This is a genomic window from Corynebacterium sp. ED61 (genome assembly GCF_015233855.1).
Taxonomy (GTDB): Bacteria; Actinomycetota; Actinomycetes; order Mycobacteriales; family Mycobacteriaceae; genus Corynebacterium; species Corynebacterium dentalis.
In genome coordinates this window covers 21467-42046 of record NZ_JADGIT010000011.1, presented here as the reverse complement: position 1 = coordinate 42046, position 20580 = coordinate 21467, and the positions used below count along the sequence as shown (strand labels likewise).

At 60.0% G+C, this 20580-nt stretch carries 20 protein-coding genes and 1 tRNA gene; 8 read left to right on the top strand and 13 right to left on the bottom strand.

Going from position 1 to position 20580, the window contains the following annotated elements:
- Positions 1 to 107 precede the first annotated feature (107 nt).
- The 3 genes from IM764_RS10040 (at position 108) to msrB (ending at position 2127) form a co-directional block, all read left to right on the top strand.
- Positions 108 to 179, top strand: a tRNA-Cys gene (locus tag IM764_RS10040).
- Positions 180 to 302: 123 nt separating this feature from the next.
- The gene (locus tag IM764_RS10035) at positions 303 to 1706 is read left to right on the top strand and encodes a glycosyltransferase family 87 protein (RefSeq protein ID WP_099298653.1); all 1404 of its coding nucleotides are present in this window, start codon (positions 303 to 305) and stop codon (positions 1704 to 1706) included.
- The gene (gene msrB / locus IM764_RS10030; RefSeq protein ID WP_099298652.1) at positions 1684 to 2127 is read left to right on the top strand and encodes a peptide-methionine (R)-S-oxide reductase MsrB; all 444 of its coding nucleotides are present in this window, start codon (positions 1684 to 1686) and stop codon (positions 2125 to 2127) included. Before IM764_RS10035 ends, msrB begins: the two co-directional genes overlap by 23 nt.
- Before the next feature lie 118 nt (positions 2128 to 2245).
- Here the strand turns inward: msrB and hemQ are convergent, their stop codons facing one another.
- The 3 genes from hemQ to hemE form a co-directional block, all read right to left on the bottom strand.
- Positions 2246 to 2965, bottom strand: coding sequence for a hydrogen peroxide-dependent heme synthase (hemQ, locus tag IM764_RS10025; RefSeq protein ID WP_099298651.1), 720 nt, complete (start codon positions 2963 to 2965; stop codon positions 2246 to 2248).
- Between the two features lie 93 nt (positions 2966 to 3058).
- The gene (gene hemG, locus IM764_RS10020) at positions 3059 to 4522 is read right to left on the bottom strand and encodes a protoporphyrinogen oxidase (protein WP_099298650.1); all 1464 of its coding nucleotides are present in this window, start codon (positions 4520 to 4522) and stop codon (positions 3059 to 3061) included.
- Positions 4519 to 5679, bottom strand: a complete 1161-nt coding sequence (hemE, locus tag IM764_RS10015; protein WP_099298831.1) for a uroporphyrinogen decarboxylase — start codon at positions 5677 to 5679, stop codon at positions 4519 to 4521. The genes hemG and hemE overlap by 4 nt, the downstream gene beginning before the upstream one ends.
- A 194-nt stretch (positions 5680 to 5873) precedes the next feature.
- On the opposite strand from hemE, the gene IM764_RS10010 reads away from it, so the two are divergent.
- Both IM764_RS10010 and IM764_RS10005 read left to right on the top strand, forming a co-directional pair.
- Positions 5874 to 6521, top strand: a complete 648-nt coding sequence (locus IM764_RS10010) for a DUF3000 domain-containing protein (RefSeq protein ID WP_099298649.1) — start codon at positions 5874 to 5876, stop codon at positions 6519 to 6521.
- 63 nt (positions 6522 to 6584) lie between these two features.
- Positions 6585 to 7853, top strand: coding sequence for a ribonuclease D (locus IM764_RS10005; RefSeq protein WP_099298648.1), 1269 nt, complete (start codon positions 6585 to 6587; stop codon positions 7851 to 7853).
- Here IM764_RS10005 and dxs read toward each other — a convergent pair.
- The 5 genes from dxs to dut all read right to left on the bottom strand — a co-directional run bounded on the left by dxs (position 7850) and on the right by dut (position 13213).
- Positions 7850 to 9748 (bottom strand): 1-deoxy-D-xylulose-5-phosphate synthase, encoded by a 1899-nt coding sequence (gene dxs / locus IM764_RS10000; protein WP_099298830.1) that lies wholly within the window; start codon positions 9746 to 9748, stop codon positions 7850 to 7852. The genes IM764_RS10005 and dxs overlap by 4 nt on opposite strands.
- A gap of 213 nt (positions 9749 to 9961) precedes the next feature.
- Positions 9962 to 11257: a class I SAM-dependent RNA methyltransferase gene (locus IM764_RS09995; RefSeq protein WP_099298647.1), complete on the bottom strand. Its 1296-nt coding sequence runs from the start codon at positions 11255 to 11257 to the stop codon at positions 9962 to 9964.
- Complete coding sequence (locus tag IM764_RS09990; protein ID WP_194187729.1) at positions 11232 to 11852, bottom strand: DUF3159 domain-containing protein; 621 nt, start codon at positions 11850 to 11852, stop codon at positions 11232 to 11234. Before IM764_RS09990 ends, IM764_RS09995 begins: the two co-directional genes overlap by 26 nt.
- 144 nt (positions 11853 to 11996) lie before the next feature.
- Positions 11997 to 12674, bottom strand: a complete 678-nt coding sequence (locus tag IM764_RS09985; RefSeq protein WP_194187726.1) for a DUF3710 domain-containing protein — start codon at positions 12672 to 12674, stop codon at positions 11997 to 11999.
- 80 nt (positions 12675 to 12754) lie between these two features.
- The gene (gene dut / locus IM764_RS09980; protein WP_099298645.1) at positions 12755 to 13213 is read right to left on the bottom strand and encodes a dUTP diphosphatase; all 459 of its coding nucleotides are present in this window, start codon (positions 13211 to 13213) and stop codon (positions 12755 to 12757) included.
- A 157-nt stretch (positions 13214 to 13370) separates the two neighbouring features.
- On the opposite strand from dut, the gene IM764_RS09975 reads away from it, so the two are divergent.
- On the top strand, positions 13371 to 13868 hold the full coding sequence (locus tag IM764_RS09975; protein WP_099298644.1) for a DUF3093 domain-containing protein: 498 nt from the start codon (positions 13371 to 13373) through the stop codon (positions 13866 to 13868).
- Between the two features lie 45 nt (positions 13869 to 13913).
- On the opposite strand, the gene IM764_RS09970 is transcribed toward IM764_RS09975, so the two are convergent.
- A complete protein-coding gene (locus tag IM764_RS09970; RefSeq protein ID WP_099298643.1) occupies positions 13914 to 14210 on the bottom strand; it encodes a DUF4193 domain-containing protein in 297 nt (98 codons plus the stop codon).
- A 78-nt stretch (positions 14211 to 14288) separates the two neighbouring features.
- Positions 14289 to 15302 carry an inositol monophosphatase family protein gene (locus tag IM764_RS09965; RefSeq protein WP_228073746.1) on the bottom strand — a complete coding sequence of 338 codons (1014 nt, stop codon included), beginning with the start codon at positions 15300 to 15302 and terminating at the stop codon, positions 14289 to 14291.
- A 194-nt stretch (positions 15303 to 15496) separates the two neighbouring features.
- On the opposite strand from IM764_RS09965, the gene ppgK reads away from it, so the two are divergent.
- Both ppgK and IM764_RS09955 read left to right on the top strand, forming a co-directional pair.
- On the top strand, positions 15497 to 16243 hold the full coding sequence (ppgK, locus tag IM764_RS09960) for a polyphosphate--glucose phosphotransferase (RefSeq protein WP_194187728.1): 747 nt from the start codon (positions 15497 to 15499) through the stop codon (positions 16241 to 16243).
- 294 nt (positions 16244 to 16537) lie between these two features.
- Complete coding sequence (locus tag IM764_RS09955) at positions 16538 to 18157, top strand: RNA polymerase sigma factor (RefSeq protein ID WP_194187725.1); 1620 nt, start codon at positions 16538 to 16540, stop codon at positions 18155 to 18157.
- Positions 18158 to 18170: 13 nt separating this feature from the next.
- Here the strand turns inward: IM764_RS09955 and IM764_RS09950 are convergent, their stop codons facing one another.
- From IM764_RS09950 to IM764_RS09940, 3 genes are read right to left on the bottom strand one after another with little or no spacing between them, the layout of a single operon-like run.
- On the bottom strand, positions 18171 to 18548 hold the full coding sequence (locus tag IM764_RS09950; protein WP_099298639.1) for a hypothetical protein: 378 nt from the start codon (positions 18546 to 18548) through the stop codon (positions 18171 to 18173).
- A 31-nt stretch (positions 18549 to 18579) separates the two neighbouring features.
- Positions 18580 to 20283, bottom strand: coding sequence for a DEAD/DEAH box helicase (locus tag IM764_RS09945; protein ID WP_194187724.1), 1704 nt, complete (start codon positions 20281 to 20283; stop codon positions 18580 to 18582).
- Positions 20280 to 20522 (bottom strand): DUF3039 domain-containing protein, encoded by a 243-nt coding sequence (locus IM764_RS09940; protein ID WP_099298637.1) that lies wholly within the window; start codon positions 20520 to 20522, stop codon positions 20280 to 20282. Before IM764_RS09940 ends, IM764_RS09945 begins: the two co-directional genes overlap by 4 nt.
- Positions 20523 to 20580 lie beyond the last annotated feature (58 nt).

Here is a 20580-nt window from a genome sequence, read left to right as displayed (position 1 = left end):
TAGCGCATCACCTTGCCAAGGTGAGGGTCGCGAGTTCGAGTCTCGTCATCCGCTCCAGGTTCACAACAGTTTGCTGTACGGTGAATCGTCGAGGCGGTATACGCCACGGTGGAATGGCTGAGTGGCTTAGGCAACGGTCTGCAAAACCGTCAACACGGGTTCGATTCCCGTTTCCACCTCGAAGATTATCCAGAAACACATTCACGCCCACACGGTCTCTGCACTGTGTGGGCGTTTTTGCGTCGTCATCTGCGGCGTCGCCTCCCCTGTTTATCGGTGTGCACACGATAGAATTTTTTTCGATGACTGCGTACAAGACGAACACCCCTCCAGCGACTAGCCACCCAGCCTCTGAGGCAGCAACCGATGAGTACACGTCCGTGTCGGATCAAACTCCCTCATTGCCCATGTGGTCCACTGCTCGCATTTCTTTGATCACTGCTTTGGTCATGTGGCCGTTGGCTTTGATGAGCCTTATCTACAAGGTGTTCCTCGTTCCGCACAACAACCACATCACAGATGATTTTACTACCGTGTGGGAGGCCCTCGGCCGTTTCCGCGCGGGCGTTCCGGTGTATTCGGAAGATTATTCGACGGTCGATCCGCACTACCTCTACTCCCCCGGTGGCACGTTGCTGCTGAGCCCGTTGACGCTCATGCCAGGCTTCGATTCCGGCCGTATTGCTTATATCTTCCTCAACGGGTTGGCCATCGTGCTGGCCCTGGCGATCCTCACAAGGCTGTTCGGTTTCCGCTTGCGTGGTGGCGTTTGGCCCACCTTGATTGTTGCGGTCTTCGCCACGGAGTCTGTGAAGAACACGCTGCTGTTTTCCAACATCAATGGGCTCTTGCTGCTAGCTGAGGTGGGCTTCCTGTACCTGTTGTTGAAGCATCGCTCGGTGGTCGCGCAGATTGCGGCCGGCGTGCTGTTGGGTCTGGCGATCACGGTCAAGCCGCAGTTCGCTCCGTTGTTGTTCATTCCTTTTGTTCGACGCCAGTTCGCGACCGTCGGCACGGGCATCGCCGTGCCAGTAGTTTTCAATATCGTTGCCTGGCCGTTGATGACTGCTCCCGGGGATTACCTGGACAAGCTGGTTCCCTATCTCGGCGAGGTTCGGGACTACGCCAACTCCTCCATCACTGGCGTGGGCGCGTACTTCGGTATCTCTGGTCCGCTGCTGTGGTTCTGGCAGCTACTATTTGCCGCCCTGACTGCCATTGCCATTGTTTTGCTGATGCGTTGGCGTGACCGGGATCCGATCATGTGGGCCACTACAACGGCCGGCGTGCTGCTCACCGGCGTATTCCTCTTGAGCTCTCTGGGCCAGATGTACTACTCCATGCTGCTGGTCCCGATGCTGCTGACGGTGGTGCGCTATCGTTCCGCGATGCACAACCCGGTGGTCTGGCTGGGTGTCTACTTCTGCCTCAGCGCCGATCATTGGCACTCGGACCGCTTCCACACGATTGGCCGCGCGATGGAAAACATCCGGGCTACTGTGGGTTGGAGCGCGATTATTATCGCCGTGGCCACCACCGTGGTGGTGTGGACCGTCATGGAAATACGCCGCGGTGCACCAGTGTTGGGAGATGTAGCAACTGGTGGACTTTTCGGCGGACGTGATGAGTCTGGCGTCGACAATGAAGATCGCACAACCACCGCACAGATCAAGGAGGACGAGCATGTCGAACGAACCAAGCACTAACCCTGGACTGAATCCCATCGAGGATTTTCGGGGGCTGACGGACGAACAATGGCGCGAACGCCTCAACCCGGAGGAGTTCTACGTGCTGCGTCAGGCAGGCACCGAGGCGCCGTTTAAGGGCGAGTACACGGACACGGAAACCGAGGGCGTGTATGCCTGCCGCGCATGTGGGGCAGAGTTATTCCGCTCCACGGAGAAGTTCCACTCTCACTGCGGATGGCCAAGCTTCTTCGATCCCGCAGATTCAGATGCCGTGGTCACTCGTGAAGACAATTCGTTGGGGATGCCTCGCGTGGAGGTGCTGTGCGCGAATTGCCAGAGCCACCTGGGCCATGTGTTCGCTGGTGAGGGCTACGATACTCCCACGGATCTGCGCTACTGCATCAATAGCATCAGCTTGACGCTCAAGCCTGCGGAGTAGGTCCGGGAGCGTTTTGACGCGGATGAGGAACAGCCTCTAGATATAGCGAAAGGCTCGCCAGAATCTCACTGGCGAGCCTTTCTTCTTGCGCTCTATGCGATTATTTGCGCGTTAACTTTTAGGCCAGAGCGGCGACGAACTCGGAGATCTCTTCGGAGGAGCCGTTGATGCGACGGCCGGTGAAAAATGGGATCTCCTCGCGCACGTGGAGGCGAGCCTCGGTGTAGCGCATCTTGTGCATCAGCTCGACGATGCGCTCCAGCTTTGGAGCTTCGAAGGACAGCAGCCACTCGTAGTCACCCAGAGCGAATGCGGAGATGGTGTTCGCACGCACATCATCGAAGCCGATTGCTGCCATGCCGTGATCACGCAGCATCTTGGCGCGATCCTTGGGATCCAACAGGTACCAATCGTAGCTACGCACGAAAGGGTACACGCAGATCCACTGCTCAGGGTCCTCGCCCATGATGAACGATGGCAGGTGGGAGCGGTTGAACTCGGAAGGACGGTGCAAGCCAGCGTTAGACCAAACTGGCTCGCAGGCCTGTCCCAGGGTGGTCTCACGCAGGAAGCGGCGGTAAGCCTCCTGAAGATCTTCCATCTTCTCTGCGTGCCACCAGATCATGATGTCTGCTTCAGCGCGGAGTCCGCCGAGATCGTAGACGCCACGGACTTCAAGATCTTGATCCGCAAAGGTATCGAGGAAACGCTGGAAATCTGCGGCGGCTTCTTCCCGGTTCTCGCCTAGCACGCCTGGCTCCACTTTAAACACGGAGTACATGGCGTAGCGCACGATCGCATTGAGCTTCTCGACCTCTACATTGCTTTGATCAGTCATTATTCCGACACGGCCTTTCAAGCACATTTGACGACATATCCGGATTCCAAATTACGCTTCTTCGGGGCAACGTCCCCCGAACGGGGTGTGGCGCTAGTTATTCCATCCCATTTCTTCAACGATCTCCGCCGCCGCAGCCCGGCCAGTCGCCGCCGTTGCCGGAACTCCCACTCCGGAAAGCATGGAACCAGCAAGCGCCAACCCACGGATATCCCGAACATCCTGGAATGCTTCATTGATGCGCTCCATATAGCCCACGCCATAGCGCGGTATTCCGCCCCACCAGCGCTGCACAAAGTACTCTTCCGGCTTCTTGCGCTCGCCGGTGATCTTCTCCAAGCCATCGAGGGCATAGGCCACCAGAGCACGGTCATCCGCCTCTACGTACCACGGATCACGGAAGGTGCCGAAGCTGGCGCGGACAAAAGCGCCGCCACGCTGTTCCAAATGCGGCCACTTGCGAGAGGAGAACGTGAAGGCTTTCGCCTCTGTCGGCGCGTCCGGTCCCAGAAGCACTCCCGAGCGCTCCGGGATTCCGTAGGCCGATGCGAAACGCATGCCCACCACCACGGAGCTGGCTAAGTCGATGGAACGCATTGCCTCGGCGGCCACCGGTGCCACATCTTGCAGTAGTACTGAGGTGGTCGGGGCTGGAGCTGCGAGAATCACTGCGTCCACAAAGCCAATGGGCTCGAGGTACCAGCCATCGTTGTTACGCCCGATGGATTCCACGCCCGTGTTGTATAGCACCTCGGCGCCGGACTGCGCACGCAAAGCATCAATCAACCTGCGGTAACCACTCTCGAACCCGTAGAACATCGGCGGGCGCGCGCCCGCATCGGTGTGAGCAGCCTTGGCGGCACGCTGATCCAGGAGCTGTTGGACAACGTCAATCAAGTAGAACTCTGCCCCTCCTGCACCGCGCTCATCCAAGACCTCGGCCAGTTGCGGAATAGTTGCGCGTACGCCCAGATCATCGGCAGCCGTGGAGTACACCCCGCCAAGCAATGGCGTGACCATGCGGTCCACCACTACCCGGCCAAGGCGGGCTTCCACCAGCTGGCCTACGGACACATCCTGACCCGGCTCCCAGGTCATCGGAGCACCAGAGCGCTCGGCGTCAATCCTGGCAGCTGCCTCGGGGCCCACAACCTCGGCAACCGAAGCGCCCGTTGCAGGAATCCCCATGAGAGTTCCTCGCGGGATATCCACCAGCTTGCCGTCGACAAAGAAACCAGAAGGCCTATCGGAGGACGGAGTGCGCAACTGGTCCCCCAGCCCCACCTCACGAACCAAGTCCACGAAGTCCTGACGCAGCCCCATGAACGCCTCGGCACCCATGTCCACCGGACCGTTCGCGAAGTTGACGGTCTTCAACTTGCCACCCAGACGGTCATAGGCCTCGGCGATCAAAATGTGAGCCTCCGGTCCCAACCGTTTCCGCAGCTCCCACGCTGCAGTGACGCCAGCAATACCGCCGCCCACCACAGCAACGCGGATCGGGCGATCCGCCTGCGAACGGTTGTTTACACCGGGAGATGACGTGGACCTGGTCATGACTTATGAACCTCCTCGAAGGCGCGGGTGATCGCATCTGGGTCAGTGGTTGGCAGCACGCCGTGGCCGAGGTTGAAGATATGCCCCTTCGCCTGGCCTCGGTCGATTGCGCGATCGGCTTCGGCAGCGATGCGCTTGACGTGGGCTGCAATCACGTCATCTCCGGCGAACAGCACCGCCGGATCCAAGTTGCCCTGCAAGGCCTTGATCTTGTCCTCCGGCTTGGCATCGGGACGATGGTGATCCAGTGCCGCGCGAATGCGTGCGGCTGCGGAGTCCATCGGTACGCGCCAGTCCACGCCCACCACGTCCGGACCTGCCACGGCCATATCTCCCAACAGCTCGCCGGTGCCCACGCCAAAGTGGATCATCGGGATCTCGTAAGGACGAATGGCCTCGAAGATGGCGTGCGAGTACGGCGCCACGAATTCGCGATAATCCCGCGAGGTCAAGTAGCCGGCCCAGGAATCGAACAGCTGCACCGCGTCCACACCTGCTTCGATCTGTGCCTGCAAAAAGCGCACGATCGTCGGGGTGAGCGCACGCATGAGAGCGTGCCAGGTCTCTGGCTGGGAATACATCAGGGACTTGGTGACCTCGTGGTTTTTCGAGGGGCCGCCCTCCACGAGGTAGGAAGCTACGGTAAACGGTGCGCCAGCGAAGCCGATCAGCACCTGGTCATCGCGCAACTCCTCGAGGACGTGGCCGATGCCCTTTTCAATGTTTGCCAGCTGCTCGCGCTCTACCGTTGGCAGCTGTGCAATCGCCTCCATAGTCTGTACAGGTTGCGCCACCACGGGGCCCCGGCCGGGGACGATGTCCAGATCCACTCCTGCGGCCTTGAGCGGGACGACGATATCGCTGAACAGAATTGCCGCGTCCGCATCGTGACGACGGACAGGCTGCATGGTGATTTCTGCAACCCGCTCGTCATCGAAGCAGGCGTCGAGCATAGGAACGTTCGCCCGCACCTCGCGGTACTCGGGCAGGGAACGTCCCGCTTGCCGCATCATCCACACCGGTCGCCTACTCGGCTTCTCGCCACGAACGGTGGCCAGCAGTGGGGCATCTACGCTGGCACGTCGCTTCTGACGAGCTGCCTCGGTATCAGTGGCAAAAAGGTCGGCGGATTCAAGGGCAAACTTCTCAGCAGTCATGCCCGTCATTATGCCAGTCCTGCGTGCATCCCCTATTTTGTTGAGTGCCCCCACAATCTGCGCCTCGCGGTACGCACCTTGTGGCTGCACCGAAACGCTTGCAGAAATGTCGACCGCGCTTCGGCGATTTTCCCTCTCAGCCCATCGGCGCGCCTCTCTTGTACGTTGAACCCTCAACGGTAGGTTGAGGCCTTGTGAGCCAAGAGACAGAGCAAAACAGAGACGTCCCTCAGTACTTCGACGATGCTGTGCACTCCATGTCCCACGCCGCGGTCCGCACGGGCATCAGCGTCGGTGACATCCGCCCGCCTCGGAACCTAGCGCCATTGAGCCACGCCGTGGGCCTCGAGGTACTGCACCCCGAACTGGATCCAGACACCGATCACGTACCCGAGTTTGCACTGGACCACGGCGGCGATGCCTTTGGCCGCCTCATCTTGCTGCACGATCCCGCCAGTGACGAAGGTTGGGACGGTGCCAAGATGCGCCTTGTGGCCTACATCCAGGCGGATATGGATGCCTCCCTCGCCTCCGATCCACTGCTTCCGGACGTGGCATGGGACTGGCTGACCGAGGAACTGGACTCCCCTACTAGTCCCTATACCAACCTCGGCGGCACCGTAACCTCCACCGCGTCGGTGCGTTATGGTGAGATCGGCGGGCCACCCCGCGCGTTCCAGATCGAGATGCGCGCCTCCTGGACCGCCACCGGAACCGATCTTTCCGGCCACGTGCAGGCATTCGCCCGCGTTCTGGCCAATGTCGCGGGACTTCCTCCCGAGGGCATCACGTCCATTGGCACCCACAGCCACGGCGCGTCGGGAGCAACCTCCGCAGGCTAGGCCTCGGTTCGTTTTTCGTTTCGTTCTTTTTCTCGACGCCAGCCTCACCGCGAAAGTCTTGACGTGCACCTTGCAGAGCCCAGAGACGGCCTACCTCCACTGCTGGACACGGCAGAAGCAATTGCCGACGGCGCCCGCCGATTAGCTGCCGGGCACGGTCCCATCGCGGTGGATACGGAGCGCGCGTCCGCATTCCGGTTCGACGAGCGTGCCTTCCTCGTGCAGCTTCGACGCCCTGGCACGGGTACGCTGCTCATTGATCCCACGGGCAGTGCTTCCGGCTCTACTGTTTCTGCCTCTGCTTTCTCTGGGTCTGCTTTCTCTGCGGCGATGGATCAACTGGGGCGCGTGATGAATTCCGCGGAGTGGATCCTGCACGCCGCGCATACCGATCTGCCCGCATTGACCACGCTGGGATGGCGGCCCACCCGGCTACATGACACACAGATTGCCGGCCGGCTTTTGGGCATGGGTCAGCCTGGTTTGGCCGCGATGTTGGAAGAGTTTCTCGACGTCACGATCGACAAAGATAAGGGTCGCGAAAATTGGTCTGCGCGCCCCTTAACCACGGATTTGTTGACGTATGCGGCGTTAGACGTGGAGCTACTGCACGAATTGTTGGATATCGTGCTGCCGTTACTGCAGGCGCGCGGCCGCCTCGACTGGTATGTGCAGGACTGTGCCGCGGATCTGCGCAAGGCCCGGCCTTTGAAGGTCCCTACGTGGACGAACCTGAAGGGGATTCAAAGTCTCCGCACCCCGCGCAGCGTGGCGGTAGCACGGGGGCTGGCTGAAGCTCGGATCGCTTTTGCCCAGCAGCGCGATCGGCCCCTCGAGCGCACCATGTCCAGCAAAGATATCGTCGCGCTGGCCAAGCATCCCCACTCCGCAAAGCGGGCTTTGGGAACCATGCGCATGGCCAAGGATCTGGTTGCCCCTGCTCGGCAGGCCATCAGTCACGCCATGGCACTGCGTGAAGCTGAGCTTCCTGCCCCGCTTCCACGAAGTTCGCAAGGATATCCCGATCATCGGAATTGGGAAGACGATTATCCCCATGCTTTTGCTGCACTGAGGGTCTTGGAACAGCAGGTGGAGCAGCTCGCAGAAGAACTGGAGATCTCCCGGGAATCCCTCGCCGTCATGCGACAAATCCGTCCGGCTGCGTGGGCCGTCAGTCACGTGGAACTGGATAGTTGTGACGCAGATGATCCAGTGGGTGCGATGGAAAACGAGTTAGGTAGCGTTCTGAAAGCCAATGGTGCCCGCGACTGGCAGAGCGAGTTAATCCTTAACCGCAGCGTGCCCGTACTGATTGAAGCACTGACTGGCTAGCGCAGCGACTGCACCCACTCGCGGACTCGCTCAGTGACTGCCTCATTGTCCAGGCGCAACTGAGCCAGTACCTCAGGGCGCTCGGCATGAGCCAGGAATTGCTGCGGAATACCGATATTGCGCACGGGAGTGGTCATGCCCGCCGCATTGAGCTCGGTCTGAAGCACGGCACCCGCACCGCCGTGCACACCGTTGTCCTCCACGGTCACAATCAAATCTGCCTCGCGCAGGGCATCCACCACCGACTCGCGCACTGGAACCACCCAGTGCGGATCAATGACGCTTGCGGTCACACCATCAGCTGCGAGGGCGCTTGCGGCAGCGAGCGCCTGAGCGGACAAGCTGCCAAAGTTCACGATGATCACCCGGAATGTGGCGGAATCGTCGTTGAGGTTGGCGCCGGACTCAAAGAGAACATCGAAGTCCTCCTCGGAACGCACCGCTTCCACGTCGGCCGGCACGCTGCCCTTGGGGAAACGGACCACGGTGGGAGCATCGTCGATGGCCAGGCTGCGGTCCAGCGCCTTCTGCAACTGCGCACCATCGCGAGGGGCAGCCACAGAAATACCAGGAACGATGCTGGTCAGGGACATATCCCACATGCCGTTGTGGGACGCGCCATCCGGGCCGGTGATTCCCGCACGATCCAGCACCACGGTCACACCAAGCTTCAGCAATGCGACATCCATCAGCAGCTGATCAAACGCGCGGTTCAGGAATGTCGAGTACACAGCCACTACCGGGTGCATGCCACCCAGCGCCAAACCAGCGGCGGAGGTCATCGCGTGCTGCTCAGCAATGCCCACGTCAAAGGTGCGCTGCGGGTAGTGCTCCGCGAACTCTGCCAAACCAGTAGGACCCGCCATCGCGGCCGTGATAGCCACAATGTCCTCGCGGTCCTTGGCCACCTCGATCAAGTGGCGGGAGAACACCTTGGTCCACCCCGGCTTGGAGGTTTTCAGCGGCGCACCAGTCACAGGGTCGATGACACCGGTGGCGTGCATCTGGTCGGCCTCGTCAGTTTCCGCGGGCTTGAAGCCCTTACCCTTCTGCGTCATAGTGTGGACGATCACCGGGCCGCCGTAATCCTTGGCGTAACGCAGAGCGTTTTCCACCTGGTGCAGGTCGTGACCGTCCACCGGGCCGATGTACTTGATGCCCAGATCAGAGAACATCTCGTGTGGGATGACGGTGTGCTTCACGCCCTCCTTAAGCCCGTGAATGACTTGGAACATGCGGTCACCCACCCAGCCCATGTGGCCCAAGGCGTATTTCCCAGAGTCCATCACCTTGTCGTAGACAGGCTGCAGGCGCAGAGCCGCGAGGTTCTCCGCGAAACCGCCGATGGTGGGTGAATAGGAACGGCCATTATCGTTGACCACCGCGATCACGCTGCGCTTCTTGGAGGTGGCGATGTTGTTCAGCGCCTCCCAGCACATACCGCCGGTGAGCGCACCGTCTCCTACGAGGGCGACGACATGCCGATGCACCTGACCACTCAGTTCAAAGGCCTTGGCCAGGCCATCCGCGTAGGAGAGCGAGGCAGAAGCGTGCGAAGATTCTGTCCAGTCGTGCGGGGATTCCGCGCGCTCTGGGTAGCCGGACAAGCCGTCGCGCTGGCGCAGCGTATCGAACAGCTCACGGCGTCCCGTCACGATCTTGTGCACGTAGGACTGGTGGCCGGTATCGAAGATCAACGGATCAGTGGGTGAATCGAAAACCCGGTGCATAGCCAAAGTCAGTTCCACTACTCCGAGGTTGGGCCCCAAGTGACCACCCGTGGCGGAGACCTTCTCGATCAAGAACTGTCGAATCTCGCCGGCGAGCTTGTCGAGCTGCTCATCGTTGAGCGGCTTGAGATCAGCTGGTGAGGAAATTGTCTCGAGGATACCCATGCGGTCCGGCTCTTCTCCATCCGTTGTATCTGCTGTGCGCGCCTGCTGGAGATGGTGGTCATCCATCGCTAGCGGCTCACGTTGAGAGCAAGGGGTGCGCTCTCTGTGCCTATAACAGGCATCTGTTTCGACTGTATCGCGACAAGTGCTTGAAGCGACAAGGTTATCCGTTCAGTCTAGTGCTGTCTGGGAAGTTCGTTCCAAATCTCAGACTTAAACTCGGCTCAGCGCCACCAGCATCTCTACGTGGTGCGTCAGAGGAAAGGCATCCACCACGGTCAGAGCGTCGATCTGATATCCGTTGGCTACCCATTCCGCGAGGTCTCGCGCTGCGGTGGCAGGGTCGCACCCCACGTGCACTACGTGTTGTGGGCGAGACTGCGCGATGCGGCGCACCACGTTCTTGCCCGCACCGGTGCGCGGCGGGTCGAGAACCACCGCGTGCAGGCCTTCGTGGGATCGCAGTGCATCCAGTTGGCGGGCAACGTCGCCGCTGACGAACCGCACGTTGTCGATGTTGGCCAGTGTCATCGCTGCCTTTCCGGCGTCGGTGCTTTCAGATCCGACGTCAACGCTGTCCACTGCGTCCACGCGATCAGCCAGCGCCACTGCGAACACCCCGGCTCCGCCGTACAAATCCCACGCCACGCCTTCTCCTGCAGGCACGTGCTTCTGGATCCACGAGCTATAGAACTCTGGAGCGGCGTGATGCCCTTGCCAAAACGCGTCTGCGGGAAGTGACCACGCCACATCGCCCACCTGGTGAACAATCGTGGGATCGCCTAAAACCACCTCGCGGTGTGGCTGGTTCCGCGATCCGGTCAGTTCCACAAAACTGCGTGTGCCGTCATCGCCCAGTGCCACTGAAACTTCTGCATTCGGGGTGAACTCGTGCTCGGAAAGGCCCTCGACTAGTCCAGGCGCCCACTGTGCGCACGTGGCAACAGAGATTTCGACGATCTCGTGGCTATCCTTTTTCCGCAGTCCTGCCCTGCCATTCTCATTGACTCCAAGCCGGACTCGCGTACGCCATCCCAGAGTGGGTTGCAGAACATGGGTGTCCACTCGATCATCAGACAGTTCGATACGCCCGATGCGCCGAAGCTGATCTGTCACCACCTCGCGCTTGAAATCGATGGAACCCTCGGAGTCCACGAAATCGAGGTCACAGCAGCCCGCGCCTGCGGCGGCTGCGGGACACTGTCCTTCAATGCGGTGTGGCGAGGGCTGCCCCACTGATACCGCGGATCCGGTGCGAAAGCTGCGCTTGCTTTTGGATGCGCTGGCTGGATCCAGCACTACACGCACATCGGATTCGCCTGGCAGTCCTCCAGTGACAAAGACAACCTGGCCATCTACTCGGGCGATAACACTTCCGCCGTGTGCCGGGTTAGCAAGGTTGACGGTGACCTCTTCCCTATCACCGGTGGAATCGGTGTGGGTTGAACCTGCTGGCTGTGAATTGGAAATAGTGTGTCCTGACTTAAGGTTGGTCGGAAAATTGTTCATAGCGAGTAACTTCAGGGCCTTCTTGTGAGCCTTCTTCGGCCCGATTTGCCTTACGTACTGCCCATACGGTGACCAGTACGGCGAGGATGGTCAGCGGCCATCCCATGGCGATGCGGGTGTAGCCCAGCGCCTCGGTGGAATCCTGCTGATAGAGCCACTGCTGGACGGCGAAACGGGCCAAGAAGAGCACCGCCCACGCTGCGGTGGCGATGCTGTATCCACGCACGGCTTCTCGGTTTGTGCGCCATCGCTGATCCTCGCCGTTGATGCCACGCCAAATCACGCCCACCAGAGGCCACCGCACCACAATGGACACCACAAGAGCGATGCCGAGAATCAGCGAATACCAAATGCCGTAGACAAAGTAGCCCTTGGCATCGCCCATAAACCAGGCGATCGCTGCGCAAAAAGCCACACCGATGAAACCGGAAATAGCTGGTTGCAGGCTCTCCTTGCGCGCCAGCCGCCACAGCAAAACAACCACGGCCACAGCCAGCGCAGCCAGCAAGGCAGGTTGCAATCCATACGCACTGTTGACGGGCACTAGGACCAGCACCGGCAGCGTGGTCGCCACGAGTCCGGTGAATCCACCCATTTGCTCCAGCAGGGTTTGCGGCTTGTCCGCGTCCACCACGGGTTCTGGTTCCCGGGTGTCCTCTTCGCGCTCGCCGTTTTGGTCTAACTGGTGCGTGCGTGGATCGTTCGCGTGTTGTTCAGAATTCACGAGTCCTCTGTACTTCTACTCGCCAGCGTCTGGGTTCTGGGTGGCATCCGGGTTCTGTGCTGCATTGCGGGCCTGAGCGAGGTTGTGTTCCTGGATTTGCTTCTGCAGCTCCTCGGCCATCGCTTGCGGGATTGTTACGGGAAGCACGTTGCCTGCGGGAATGGGATCGTTTCCACGACGCACAAATGCCCGCGCCATCACTTCCCGCGCAAAACGTGCCAATTCCTCGGCCTTGTCCGTGGGGCCAGCGGCGGTCATCCGCAGCATCCATCGGTCACCCGTGGCGCCGATGACGCGCATGGTTCCATCGCCAGCAGTGGCCACGATTTCCTCGCCCCATGGCCCCTCTACCTGGGAGACGGTGAGACCGTCGTTGGTCATGCCTTGCACGACCTCGGGCAGGCTTTCTTCCCACAGGCTGCCCTGTTTCGGTGCGGCAAATGCCACGGGAGTCAGGCGGCCAGCTGGTGTGAGTACGTGCACCATCTGCGGGCCGTTGGCTCCCATTTCCACCTGCACTTCACCCTCGTGAGGCACGGGAATCATCATCGATCCCAAATCCAAGCCTCCCTTGGCGAAGTCCGAGAAATCGAGGTCCGAGAAATTCACCGTATCCGCGTCATAAGGGCCGAAATCTGGGGTGGCTGTGGTGGTTTCTTCATTGGGTTGGTCGTTGTTGCCGAAAAGTGCCATTGTTTCTGGTTCCTTGGTGTGTTGTTCGTTATTTTTCTCGACGCCGCGAGCGTCCGCAGTCGCTCTATACGCGTTTGCCACTACTGGCCGGTTGAGCCGTATCCTCCAACTCCGCGCTGTGTGTGGCCGAGCTTGTCCACGCTCTCGACTTCCTCAACTGGGCTCAGCAGAACCTCTTGCAGCACCAGCTGCGCGATGCGATCTCCGCGGCTGATGACGATGTCCTGTTCAGGGTCCAAGTTGATCAAGCACACCTTGACCTCGCCACGGTAGTCCTCGTCGATAGTTCCCGGGGCGTTGACGATGGACAGGCCGTGCTTGAGTGCCATTCCGCTCCGCGGGTGGATTAGCCCCACTGTGCCCGGGTTAAGGCCAATAGCGATTCCGGTGCCCACCAGTTGGCGAGCTCCAGGTTCGATAGTGCAATCAGTTGCCGCATAGAGGTCGATGCCCGCATCAGTGGGGTGGGCTCGAGTGGGAAGCGGTAATGACTTATCCAAGCGAACAAGTTTGAGAGGTGCGGGATGACGCTGTTCCATGGTGCCCTACTTTACAAGCCGCTGGCAGGCAGTTGGCTTTTCAGCAGGGGTAGTTGGCTAGACTAGAAATAGTTTTCATTGGACTGCCCTCAAGGTTTCTCGATTAACCCTGCTGGTAGCCACGTTTTTAGTTTCACAATCTTCTCAAGGAGCACCCGTGCCAAAGACTGAGCCGCAACGGGCACAGCAGTCTGAAATTCTGTACTCGGAATCTCAGCGCGTCCCGCTGTCATGGTGGCTGCTCGGCGCGCTCATGGTGGGACTTTTGTCTTGGCAGGCGCAGATGCAGCGCGAGTGGTACTGGGGCATCGCCGCCGGAGTAATTGTCTCCGCAGCTGTCATTTGGTCAATGATTTCCCTATCTTCCACGAAGATCGTGGTAACACGTGAGCCCTCCGGAGAGGTGTGGCTCTATGCAGGTGCGGCGAAGCTGCCCGCAGATGTGGTCAGCCGCACGTTGGTGATTCCCCCCACCGCGAAACAGGCGGCTATGGGTCGACAGTTAGACCCAGCTGCCTATGTGTTGAATAAGTCATGGATTCCTACCATGGCCATGCTCGTTCTCGAAGATCCGGATGATCCCACCCCCTACTGGCTTATCAGCAGTAAGGAACCTCAAGAACTGCTGGAAGCCCTTGGCCGCCCCATCTACTAGGCCGGGCTTCCCACCGCGTTTACGATGCGGCTGCCTAGAGGGTTGCTAGGCGCAGTCCACGCAGATGTAACTGCCGTCTCGCTCTTCTGCAATGCGAGAGCGGTGCTGTACCAAGAAACACTCTCCGCACGTGAACTCGTCACTCTGCTTCGGGGTCACGGTTCCGGAAAGTTCTTCTCCCGATAGATCTGCCATGGGAACGTCGAATGGTTCAATGATCTCGCCATCGTCAGTATCGTCCACTACGGTCTCGGCCTTTTCAGCGGCCTTGAGGCCTTCGAGAGAGTCGGTCTCGATATCGTCTTCAGCGCGACGACGGGGTGCGTCGTAGTCAGTAGCCACGCTTTCCTCCTAAGGAAAATCAGGTGCGTCGTGGCGGATACTAAACCAGTGCGTGGCTGAATGTCATCTTCGACAAACCTAAGGGGTTGCTACGGGCGCCAACACTCCCCCCGCTGCGCCCGTTACCACCGCTTCTTCGAAGGCTCGGAACACTTGAGGATTTCCTGCACTGACCTGCAGACCATCGTTTGAAACCACATCTAAAAGTGGCATCCGCACAATTGCCCCCGCACGCGCCGCAATCAGCGCGCCCGCTGCATGATCCCACGGTCCCAGCCCGTGTTCGTAATACGCATCCACTCGCCCCGCAGCCACATGGCACAAATCCAGCGCCGCTGAGCCAATGCGACGAATATCCCGCACCTTCGGAAGCAGCTCAACCAACAGCTGAGCTTGGGCCTTACGGCGCTCCGAAAGATATGAGAACCCGGTGGCCACCAATGTGGTCTCCAGACTCAGCTGGCTTTGCTCGGTGTGGACACTCAGTATCTTGCCGGTTCGGCCGGAGTTGGCGTCGGAAAAAGAATGCTCCATAGAAGACCCACCGCTAGACGCAGAATAAACCACCTCACCTGCAACATCGGCTACTGCGGCTGCGACTGGGACGCCATCGATAGTGGCTGCGATCGAGACCGAATACGCGGGCAGGCCGTAGATGAAATTGACGGTGCCATCGATGGGATCGACAACCCACAGCAGTTCGGAGGCCGCGGATTCCTCGTCCGTACCTGCCGTGCCACCCTCTTCGCCCAACACACGAGAACCGGGAACGGACTTCGCAAGCTCGCCACGAATCAACTCCTCGGAGGCCTGATCCACCTCCGTGACCGGATCCACCACGGAGCTCTTCAGGCCATAGGCGGCAACATGCCCGGCATCGTCCCGCGACTGTTCTCGCTTGCTTCTCACCAATCCGGCAGCGCTGATCGCTACCTGCACTGCAATGTCTCGTAGATCCTCCGCGGAAAGCCCACCCGCTGCCTCGCTCCAGGCCGTAAAACCTGTTGGCACGTCCTCAGTAGAGGCGACATCCAGAATCTGGGTGCGGTGGAACAATGGGATTGATTCTGGAGTTACGGAAGTAGAAGTCATGCTTCCATTGTGCATACAGACAGCGCGGAGAGGTGATGCATACAACGTGCCCAATCCCATCTCCCGCTAGGAATGCGTAGCAGAGTGCACGCCCGGCGGTTCTTGTAGCATCTCGAAGTATGAACCAGAACCCGGAAACTGGAACGCAGACCGCAGAAACCCACGCACCCGAACACCCTGTAGGAAAGCACAGCATGCTGGCCTTCGGTGTGGACATTGGTGGCTCCGGGGTCAAGGGGGCTGTAGTCGATGTCACCACCGGACAACAGGTCACGGAGCGCAAGAAGATCGCCACGCCTCGCCCATCCACACCGGACGCCGTGGCAGAGGTAGTGCGGAAACTCGTAGAAGACGCAGGATGGGACGGTCCGGTTGGCATTACCGTTCCATCCGTGGTGCGCAATCAAATCGCGTTGAGTGCAGCCAACATTGATCCCGCGTGGATCGGCACAGAAGTCCAAGAATTATTCCGCCGACATCTCGGCTCACGAGACATCGCCGTGCTCAACGATGCCGATGCCGCCGGCCTCGCCGAGGTTCGCTACGGAGACCCCACTGCACGGACGGGAGCTGCGATGATGCTCACATTCGGCACGGGCATCGGCTCTGCACTGCTCATCGATGGCGAGCTCTACCCCAACACTGAATTGGGTCACCTGCCCTTCAAGACCACCACGGCAGAGCGCTACGCCAGTTCCAAAGTCAAGGAGGCCGAGCAGCTCAGCTATGCACAATGGGCTGCGCGCGTGGACGAAGTGATGCACGCGTACTCAGACCTGTTTAATCCACAAACGTTCATTGTCGGTGGCGGGATTTCGCGCGACGCAGACGCGTGGGTGCCACTGCTGACAGTGGAACAAGACGTGGTTCCGGCCCAGCTCCGCAATGAGGCGGGAATAGTGGGAGCCGCTTTGGCCGTTATAGAAAACACCATGCCCTAAAAGCCTTACTGAATCGCTTCCCAAGAGCAGGGGTAACACGCGGACTACGCACGCGGAGTGCCTTTACGACTCTCCGCCAGTTATTTGGTTATAATGGGCGGTTGATCGCGCGGCTAAGACCGTTCCAACGTCCGAACCCTTGTCAACAGATAGGGCGCTCGGGGGTTGAGTTCTAAGAGGTTACCGCTAGAACAACCAGCGCGTACCGCGAATGACAGGCTGATCTTGCTGGCCACACCATAGCGAGTGTGGCGATGAAAGCAAGAGACGCGAAAAACGAGTGAAAGGGCTTCTGTGGCAGCGAACGACTCGACCACCAGCGGTGAAACCAACGAGAATGCAGCTGTGCGCAAGGTCGCCAAAAAGACGGCCAAGAAGACTGCTCGTAAAGTGACCAAGAAGGCATCCACGCCACGCAAAGTCACCGCAACGAGCAAGGCTGCTTCCACTAAGGAAACGCCCGCAACGACGGAGTCCGAGGCCTCCACCTCGCCCGCCACCGAAGGTTCAACCGCCACCACCGCGTCGACGAAAAAGACTGCTGCGAAGAAGGCCACCGCGAAAAAGACCGCAGCAAAGAAAACTGCGGCAAAAAAGACGGCCGCCAAGAAGAATGCTGCGAAAAAGACCACGCGCAAGGCTGCCACGAAGAAGGCAACGGCAGCCGAAGATACGGCACCTGAGGCAGACACCACCGCTGCAGAGGCAGTGGTGGATACAGCTGCAGAGCCGATCGTCGAAACTCCTAACAAGGACGGCCTTGCCGAGCCGGAGGCGGAAATCGATTCCGACTTCGTAGAGGAGATCGACGACGACCTCGAAGACGAAGACTTGGAAGATGACGGTCTGGGCGACGACCTCGAAGACGACGCTGAAGAAGAGACCGCCGAAGCAGCCACGGACGATAAGGACGAGGAAGAAGTTGGAAACTTCGTCTGGGACGAGGACGAGTCCGCCGCCCTGCGCCAGGCTCGCAAGGACGCGGAGCTCACCGCCTCTGCAGACTCCGTGCGTGCCTACCTCAAGCAGATCGGTAAGGTCGCGCTGCTGAACGCAGAGCAAGAAGTTTCCTTGGCCAAGCGCATCGAGGCAGGTCTGTACTCCGCTTATCGTTTGCAGGAGATCAAGGAATCCGGCGAGAAGCTCTCCCCTATGAACCGCCGCGATCTCCGCGAGATCGAGCGCGACGGCCGCAAGGCCAAGAACCACCTGTTGGAGGCCAACCTGCGCCTCGTTGTCTCCCTGGCTAAGCGCTACACCGGACGCGGTATGGCGTTCTTGGACTTGATCCAGGAAGGCAACCTCGGCTTGATTCGCGCCGTGGAGAAGTTCGATTACGTCAAGGGCTACAAGTTCTCCACCTACGCAACGTGGTGGATCCGCCAGGCCATCACCCGCGCCATGGCTGACCAAGCCCGCACCATCCGCATTCCCGTACACATGGTGGAGGTCATCAACAAGCTGGGCCGCATTCAGCGCGAATTGCTGCAGGATCTGGGTCGCGAACCAACCCCAGAGGAGCTAGCCAAGGAGATGGACATCTCCGTGGATAAGGTTCTGGAGATCCAGCAGTACGCACGTGAACCGATCTCCTTGGACCAGACCATCGGCGATGAAGGCGACTCCCAGCTGGGAGACTTCATCGAGGATTCCGAGGCTGTCGTGGCCGTGGATGCTGTGTCCTTCACCCTGCTGCAGGACCAGCTGCAGGACGTGCTGCACACCTTGTCCGAGCGCGAAGCCGGCGTGGTCAAGCTGCGCTTCGGCCTCACCGACGGCATGCCGCGCACTTTAGACGAAATCGGTCAGGTCTACGGAGTCACGCGCGAGCGCATCCGCCAGATCGAATCGAAGACGATGTCCAAGCTGCGCCACCCATCCCGCTCTCAGGTGCTGCGCGACTACCTGGACTAGCTCGACAAGCTAGTTACTGGTTATCGCGCACGCACTGCGTGAACTCTTCGCCCCGCAGATCCTCGCAGCCTTCCAGAGCTTGGAAGCTGACCGTGGTGAAGAAGATTGCCAGGCCCATCGCCAGAATTGCCAGCAACAGTCCAGCGATCGCGTAAGAGCGCTGTGTCTGGTTGCGGTAGGCACGGATCACGGCGACGATGCCCACAACGATGCCGACCATCGCCACGGGGATTCCAAAAATGGGGAGGATTGCCGCGGGAATGGTGAGAATGCCAATGAGCAGCGCTGCCAACGACAGTTTGGATATTGGCCGCGGCCCCACGACGACGTCTTGCGTCGTCACCTTTCGGGGTGCGCTGTCCAGATCTGAATAATCCCTATTTCTAGCCATAGTGGGAAATTATCGCAGGTTCAGCGCCCATTCACCATTCACGCAAGTACGCGATACGGTCCTTGAGCTGCTGCGCCGAGCACAGTGCCGTGGGAGGCCCGCCACAGTTCTTCCGTACGTCGTTGTGGATCGCCCCGTGTGGTCGTCCCGTGCGCGCGGAGGTCATGTTCACCAACGCGTTCAGCTCCTTGCGCAGCGCTGGCAACTCCTCGCTGGCGATGCGCTCATGTACGGCGTGCAGCTCCGTGCCCTCTTGCGCCGCCGCGGCCTTCTTCTCTCTTTCCGCTTCGGCACGTGCTTCAATTTGCACGGCTTGGCGTCGCTGCAACAACGTCCGCATCTGCTCCGCGTCCAACAGACCCGGCAACCCGAGGTACTCTTGCTCTTCCTCGTAGCCCTCCACCCGGGTGCCGTAGGTGGAGCCGTCGTAGATGAGCGATTCCAGTTCTGCGTCCGCGCCGATCGATTCGTACGTACGTTCTTCGCCCGGCTCGTCTTTTTGTTTGTTCGCCTCCGCGAGGGCTTCATCGTCCCAACCTTCTTTTAGTCGGTCTGGTTGCCCCAGCACGTGGTTGCGCTGTCTCTCAATTTTCGACGCCAGATCCAGCAATACCGGAACACTTGGCAAGAACACGCTGGCGGACTCTCCCGGGCGGCGAGAACGCACGAAACGGCCGATAGCCTGCGCGAAGAACAGCGGAGTGGAGGCGCTGGTGGCGTACACGCCGACGGCCAATCGGGGCACGTCCACGCCCTCGGAGACCATGCGCACTGCCACCATCCATTCGTCTGAGGAGGCGGAGAAATCCTTGATGCGCTGCGAAGCTCCGGCTTCGTCAGAGAGCACCACGGTCACTGGTGTGGAGCTGATGCGGTTCAAAATGGTGGCATAGGCGCGCGCGGATAGCTTATCCGTGGCGATGACTAGCCCGCCGGCATCTGGGGTGGTCTCACGCAGCTGCAATAGACGTGTGTGGGCGGCCTGCAATACGGAGGGAATCCAGTCGCCACGGGGGTCAAGAGCCGTGCGCCAGGCGCGAGCATTCTGCTCCGGAGTCAGGACCTCGCCGAGGCGCGCCTCGTACTCTTCGCCGGCGCTATCGCGCCAGCGTGCCTGCCCGGAATACGCCAGGAACACCACGGGACGGACTACTCCGTCGCGCAACGCTTCGGAATATCCATAGGTGTAGTCCGCTGCCGATTCCAGCGCGCCGCCCGTGCCAGGCACTTCGACATAGCGAACAAACGGGATCTGCGAATCGTCGGAACGAAACGGAGTACCGGTTAGAGCCAACCTCCGCTCAGCGTGTGCGTAGGCCAAGCGCACGCCATCGCCCCAGCTCTTCGCGTCGCCGGCGTGGTGGATCTCATCCAAGATCACCAGAGACTTCTGTGCGGTTGCCACTTGGTAGTGCTTGGTGGGCTTCATCCCCACCTGGGCGTACGTCACGGCCACGCCGTCATAGGAGCTATTGACCGCGGAGCTGTTAGTGAAACTGGCATCGATAGCAATGCCACGAGCAGCCGCGGCCTGTGCCCACTGCGTTTTCAGGTGGTCCGTGGGTACGACGATAACCACGCGCTGCACCACACGAGTGTCCAATAACAGCCGGGCAACCGTCAGTGCGTAGGTGGTCTTGCCCGCTCCCGGGGTAGCGACAGCGAGATAGTCCTTAGGAGAACGCTCGACGTATTGCTCTAGTGCTTCCCGCTGCCACGCGCGAAGTCCGTTCACTTCTTGCGCAGGCCTTGGTAGATCTGCTCGCAGTCAGGACACACAGGGGAACCTGGCTTGGCCTGCTTGGTGACGGGGAACGTTTCACCGCATAGCGCCACCACAAACTTGCCTTCCACGGCAGACTCTACGATCTGGTTCTTCTTCACGTAGTGGAAGAACTTGGGCGTATCGTCCTGCCGCTGGTCTTCGGTGACCTCTTCGGGGCGTTCAATTGTTGTCGTGCTCGGGTTACTCACAATGCTCCATATTGCCCCTCCCGTTCCGCATTTTCCAGCCGCGTACTACCGTGGAAGC